Consider the following 6062-nt stretch of genomic DNA (forward strand, 5'->3'; position numbering starts at 1 on the left):
TGCGGTCAGCGGTCACATCCGGTATTAGCCCCAATTTCTTGGAGTTATCCCAGAGCCGGGGGCAGGTTGCCCACGTGTTACTCACCCGTTCGCCACTGATCCCCGTCCGAAGACGGTTCACCGTTCGACTTGCATGTGTTAAGCACGCCGCCAGCGTTCGTCCTGAGCCAGGATCAAACTCTCCGTAGATGAATTCAAATCCGGGCGAGAACCGAGAACTGGACGCTCTCGTCAATCAACCCAAAGAAACCCACAAAGGGGTCACATACATGGCACTGACTTTCGGCACGCTGTTGAGTTCTCAAGGAGCGGACGCTCGCGACACCCGGCCGACTGGGCCTTCGATCGCGGCGGCTGTTCCACGTTACGCCGCTCTCCGCATCCGTCAAGCGGCGGGTCCAGGACCCGCGCTCGGCGATCGGAACGGCGGTACCCAGTGCAACCAGCGTACCCCGAGCTGTCTTCCCGGGGCCCGCTCAGTGGCTGGGCAGGCGGCGCCTGGTCCGACCCGCGGGCGGTGACTCGGTCTCCGTCCCGCTCCGGTCTCGCCGGGCGCAGAGAGAAAGTTACGTGGGTGTCGTCCGGGCTGTCAAACCGCAGCGTGGTGACGCGCGACACCTGTGCGGAACCGGCCCGTCACACGCCGTTCACACGCCTCAGGCGCGCCGGACCCCGGCCACCGAGCGCTTGCCGCGGCGCAGCACCAGCCAGCCCCCGGGCAGCCAGTCGGACTCCTCCGGCACGGCGTCGGCGTCGGTGACGCGCTCGTTGTTGAGGTACGCGCCGCCCTCCTTCACCGTGCGCCGGGCCTCGGAGAGACTGCTGACGAGCCCGGTCCGCTGGAGCAGGGCGGCGACGGTCGGCGTCCCCTCGTCGACGGTGATGCTGCCGGCCTCCCGCAGGGCGGCGCCCAGGGTCTCCGGGCCCAGGGCGGTGAGGTCGTCGCGGCCGAACAGCGCCCGGCCGGCGGCCTCGGCCTGGCGCAGCTCGTCCTCGCCGTGCACCAGGCGGGTGAGCTCCTCGGCCAGCGCCCGCTGGGGCGCCCGGGAGGCGGGGCGTTGCTCGGACTCGGCGACCAGCGCGGCCACCTCCTCGGCCGGCCGCTCGGAGAACAACGGCAACCAGGAGCGGGCGTCGACGTCGTCGACGTTGAGCCAGTACTGGAAGAACGCGTACGGGCTCGTCAGCTCGGGGTCCAGCCAGATGGTGGCGCCCTCGGTCTTCCCGATCTTCCGGCCGTCGGCCGTGGTGATCAGCGGGGTCGACAGGGCGTGGGTCGCCGCACCCTCGGTCCGGCGGACCAGGTCGACGCCGGCGGTGATGTTCCCCCACTGGTCGGAGCCGCCGGTCTGCAGCGTGCAGCCGTGCCGGAGGAACAGCTCGCGGAAGTCGTTGGCCTGCAGGATCTGGTAGCTGAACTCGGTGTAGCTGATCCCGGCGTCGCTGTTGAGGCGGGCCGAGACCGCCTCCTTGGCCAGCATCCGGTTGACCCGGAAGTGCTTCCCCAGGTCGCGGAGGAAGTCGATCGCCGACAGGGGGGCGGTCCAGTCCAGGTTGTCGACGTAGACCGGCGCCCGCAGCCCCTGCTCGGCTGCCGGCCGGTCGAGGAACGGCGCGACCCGGCGTCGGATCCGGTGCACCCAGCCGGCGACCGTCGCGGGGTCGTTGAGCACGCGCTCGGACGTCGGGCGCGGGTCCCCGATCAGCCCGGTGGCCCCGCCCACCAGCACGATCGGCTGGTGCCCGGCCCGCTGGAGCGCCCGCAGGACCATGAACTGGATGAGGTGCCCGACGTGCAGGCTCTCCGCCGTCGGGTCGAAGCCGCAGTAGTAGGCGACCGGGCCGTCGGCGAGGTGCTTGCGCAGCGCCTCCTCGTCGGTGCTCTGGGCGATCAGCCCGCGGCGGTGCAGCTCGTCGATCACGTCCGTCACGGGTCCATCCTCGCTGGCGTTCGTCGGCCCGGCGCCGGGGGTGCTCCGTCCCTGCGTGACCTCGCGAGCTCGGTCACCGACTCCGATCCTGCCTGATCAGGCCGGCCGGCCGGCGCGGCGGCGGGGCTTGCCGCCCGGGCGGAACACGCTGACCGACGCCGCCCCGGTCTCCCAGTACCGCCACGGCAGCTCGGTGGCCACGCTGATCCCCACGCGCGGCCCGGCCGAGACGTCGGCCGGCGGGTCACCCCGGTGCAGCCGCACGGGGGACGACGGGTCGAGCAGGTCGGCGTCCTTGTCGTCGGGGCCGATGGCGAGGGCCTGGGTCAGCCGGGCGGGACCGCGGGCGAGCTCGCGGGGCGTGCGCGCAGAAGGACGGCGGGAGGCGGCGAGCTCCTCCCCCACCACGACGTCCCCGGCACGCAGCAGCACCGCCGAGCCCTGGCCCTCGGCACCCACGACGACGTTGGCGCACCAGTGCACGCCGTAGCTGAAGTAGACGTAGAGCCGCCCGGGCGGGCCGAACATGACCGCCGCCCGCGGCGTGGGCCCGCGGTGCGAGTGCGCCGCCGGGTCGGTGCCGTCGCCGGCGTAGGCCTCGACCTCGGTCAGCCGCAGCGCGACCCGGCCGGCGGGGCGGTCGGTGACCACCCAGCAGCCGAGCAGGGTCGGCGCCACGACGTCCGGCGGGCCGAGCAGCTCCCCGGGCGTCAGCAGCGGCCCGGGCTCGAGGTCGCTCAGAGCGCCGCCGCCACGGGTGAGGCCGAGGCCCAGTGGGCGTGCTCGGTCGCGAGCCCCGTGAGCGCGGCGATCTGACCGGCGACCCGCTCCGGCGCCGTCCCCCCGCGGGCACTGCGGGCCGCCAGCGCACCCGGCACGGAGAGCACCGACCGCACCTCGGGGGTGAGCCGCTCGTCGATGCCGGCGAGCTGGTCGTCGTCGAGCTGGTCGAGCTCGAGACCGGCCTGCTCGCAGAAGGCGACCATCGACCCGGAGATCTCGTGCGCCGAGCGGAACGGCACACCCTGGCGGACCAGCCACTCGGCGACGTCGGTGGCCAGCGCGAAGCCCTGCGGCGCGGCGGCCTCCAGCACCTCGGGGCGCAGCGTGAGGGTCGCGACCATCCCGGTGACCGCGGGCAGCAGCAGGAGCAGCTGCTCCATGGAGTCGAAGACCGGCTCCTTGTCCTCCTGCAGGTCCCGGTCGTACGCCAGCGGCAGGCCCTTGAGCATGGTGAGCAGGCCGGTCAGGTTGCCGACGAACCGGCCCGACTTGCCGCGGGCCAGCTCGGCGATGTCGGGGTTCTTCTTCTGCGGCATGATCGACGATCCGGTGGCCCAGGCGTCGTCGAGCCGGGCCCAGCCGAACTCGGTCGACGTCCAGAGGACGACCTCCTCGCCCAGCCGGGAGAGGTGGACGCCGACCATCGCCGCGCAGAAGCAGAACTCGGCGGCGAAGTCGCGGTCGCTGACGCCGTCGATGGAGTTGTCCGAGGCTCGGTCGAAGCCGAGCTCGGCGGCGACGGCGTCGGGGTCCAGCGGCAGTGACGAGCCGGCCAGCGCGCCGGAGCCGTAGGGGCTGACGGCGGCGCGGCGGTCCCAGTCGCGCAGCCGGTCGACGTCCCGGGCGACGGCGTGGGCGTGGGCGAGCAGCTGGTGGGCGATGAGCACCGGCTGGGCGTGCTGCAGGTGGGTCATGCCGGGAGCCGGCACGTCCTGGTAGCGCTCGGCCAGGCCGACCAGCGCGTACTCGAGGGAGGAGAGCTCGCCGACCAGCGCCCGGACGGAGTGGCGCAGGTACAGCCGCAGGTCCGTGGCGATCTGGTCGTTGCGGCTGCGGCCGGCACGCAGCTTGCCGCCGAGCGTGCCGAGCTTCTCGGTGAGACCGCGCTCGAGGGCCTCGTGCACGTCCTCGTCGGACTCGACGGCGGTGAACGTGCCGGCCGCGACCTCGGCCGACAGCTCGTGCAGCGCGCCGAGCATCTGCGCCAGCTCGTCGTCGGTGAGCAACCCGGCCCGGTGCAGCACGCGGGCGTGCGCCCGCGAGCCGGCCAGGTCGAAGGGCGCCAGCTTCCAGTCGAAGTGGGTGGACCTGGACAGCGCTGTCAGCGCGTCCGATGGCCCTCCGCCGCCGAAGCGACCGCCCCAGAGCCGGGTGTGGGACGACGGCGGGGCGGCGGGGTCGGCCGGGCTCACGGTGCGGGGTCCTCCAGGTCGGTCTCGGGTGCGGTCGTCGGGGCCGGGGCGCGCTCGGCCATCGCCCGCAGCCGGTCGGCGAGGGCGGCCCCGCCGTCGGGACGGCGGGAGACGACCAGCAGAGTGTCGTCCCCCGCGATCGTGCCCAGGACGTCGGGGAGGCCGACCTTGTCCAGCGCCGAGGCGAGGAACTGCGCCGCCCCCGGCGGTGTGCGGACGACGGCCAGGTTGGCGCTGCCCTCGGCGGAGGTCAGCAGGTCGCCCAGCAGCCGGGTGAGCCGGGCGGGCGCGGCCTGCGCGGGGCGCAGCGGGGCGTTCTCCGGCGGCAGGACGTAGGACGCCGGGGCGCCGTCGGAACCGCGCATCTTGACCGCGCCCAGCTCCTCCAGGTCGCGGGAGAGCGTGGCCTGGGTGACCTCGATGCCGGAGCCGGCGAGCAGCGCGGCCAGCTGGGTCTGCGAGGTGACCGGCTGGGCCTCGATCAGCTCGCGGATGCGCGCCTGCCGGGCCGAGCGGGTCAGGGCGGTGGTCACGCCGATCGCTCCAACAGCCAGATCAGGGCGGCCTTCTGGGCGTGCAGCCGGTTCTCCGCCTCGTCCCACACCGCGCTGTGCGGGCCGTCGATCACCGACGCGGCGATCTCCTTGCCCCGGTAGGCCGGCAGGCAGTGCAGGACGACGGCGTCGTCGGCGGCCCGGGCCAGCGCGGCGTCGTCCACCGCGTAGGGCAGGAACGGCGCGACCCGGGCGTCGTACTCGTCCTCCCGGCCCATCGACACCCAGGTGTCGGTGACGAGGACGTCGGCGCCGTCGGCGGCGGCCGCGGCGTCGTCGGTCCAGTGCACCGAGCCGCCGGTCTCCGCGGCGATCTCCTCGGCGCGCTTCACGACCGAGGGGTCGGGCTGGAAGGACGCCGGCGAGCCGATCCGCACGTGCAGGCCGGCCGTGGCGCCGCCGAGCAGGTAGGAGTGCGCCATGTTGTTGGCGCCGTCGCCCAGGTAGCTCATGGTCACCCCGGCGAGGGTGCCCTTGCGCTCGGCGACGGTCTGCAGGTCGGCGAGGATCTGGCAGGGGTGGAACTCGTCGGTGAGCGCGTTGACCACCGGGACCCGGCTGACCGCGGCCATCGCCTCGATGCGGTCCTGGCCGAAGGTGCGCCAGACGATCGCGGCGACCTGCCGGTCGAGCACGCGGGTGGTGTCCTCGACCGGCTCGCCCCGGCCGAGCTGACTGGTGGTGGCGTCGACGACCAGCGGGTACCCGCCGAGCTCGGCGACGCCGACGGAGAAGCTCACCCGGGTGCGGGTCGAGGGCTTGTCGAACAGCACCGCCACCGCGCGCGGCACCCCGTTGGGCGCCCGCAGCGGGGTGGGCGCGGCCTCGGTGTGCCGGGTGCGCTTGAGCTCGGCGGCCAGGGCCAGCACCTCGGCCTGCTCGGCCGGACCGAGGTCGTCGTCCCGCAGGAGGTGCCGGACCGTCACCGCTGGGTCTCCAGTGCGGTGTCGAGGGCGGCCGGGAGGGCGGTGAGGAAGGCGTCGACCTGGGCGTCGGTGAGCACCAGGGCCGGCGCCAGCCGCAGCACGCCCGGCGCGACGGCGTTGGCCAGGAACCCGGCCTGCCGCAGCGCGGTCTCCAGCGCGGCGGCGACGTCGGCGGTGAGCACCACGCCCAGCAGCGCGCCGCGGCCGCGCACCCCGGCCACGCCGGGGTGGGCCAGGGCCTCGATGCCGGCGGTGAACCGCTGCTCGAGCTCCTTGGCCCGCTCCAGCAGCCCCTCCTCGCGGATGGTGTCCAGGACGGCGAGGGCGGCGGCGGCGGCGATCGGGTTGCCGCCGAAGGTCGACCCGTGGCTGCCGGCGCCCAGCAGCTCCGCGGCGGCGCCGAAGGCCAGCGTGGCGCCCAGCGGCAGCCCGCCGCCGATCGACTTGGCCATCGTG

6 protein-coding genes and 1 rRNA gene are annotated in these 6062 nt (G+C 74.2%); all 7 read right to left on the bottom strand.

What is annotated here, in order from left to right; all coding sequences use genetic code 11:
- Nucleotides 1-189, bottom strand: a 16S ribosomal RNA gene (locus tag BLS21_RS24320); the annotation flags it as partial.
- A gap of 467 nt (nucleotides 190-656) precedes the next feature.
- Nucleotides 657-1931 (bottom strand): tyrosine--tRNA ligase, encoded by a 1275-nt coding sequence (gene tyrS / locus BLS21_RS24325; protein WP_091224483.1) that lies wholly within the window; start codon nucleotides 1929-1931, stop codon nucleotides 657-659.
- 96 nt (nucleotides 1932-2027) lie between these two features.
- Nucleotides 2028-2705 (bottom strand): DNA-3-methyladenine glycosylase, encoded by a 678-nt coding sequence (locus BLS21_RS24330; protein ID WP_342706023.1) that lies wholly within the window; start codon nucleotides 2703-2705, stop codon nucleotides 2028-2030.
- Nucleotides 2669-4126: an argininosuccinate lyase gene (gene argH, locus BLS21_RS24335; RefSeq protein WP_091224485.1), complete on the bottom strand. Its 1458-nt coding sequence runs from the start codon at nucleotides 4124-4126 to the stop codon at nucleotides 2669-2671. The genes BLS21_RS24330 and argH overlap by 37 nt, the downstream gene beginning before the upstream one ends.
- Nucleotides 4123-4659: an arginine repressor gene (locus tag BLS21_RS24340; protein WP_091224487.1), complete on the bottom strand. Its 537-nt coding sequence runs from the start codon at nucleotides 4657-4659 to the stop codon at nucleotides 4123-4125. Before BLS21_RS24340 ends, argH begins: the two co-directional genes overlap by 4 nt.
- Complete coding sequence (gene argF / locus BLS21_RS24345) at nucleotides 4656-5606, bottom strand: ornithine carbamoyltransferase (protein ID WP_091224489.1); 951 nt, start codon at nucleotides 5604-5606, stop codon at nucleotides 4656-4658. The genes BLS21_RS24340 and argF overlap by 4 nt, the downstream gene beginning before the upstream one ends.
- On the bottom strand, nucleotides 5603-6062 hold a 460-nt coding region (locus BLS21_RS24350), incomplete at its 5' end, for an aminotransferase class III-fold pyridoxal phosphate-dependent enzyme (RefSeq protein WP_139177301.1). The genes argF and BLS21_RS24350, both read right to left, overlap by 4 nt.

Source organism: Geodermatophilus siccatus, from assembly GCF_900103785.1.
GTDB lineage: Bacteria > Actinomycetota > Actinomycetes > Mycobacteriales > Geodermatophilaceae > Geodermatophilus > Geodermatophilus siccatus.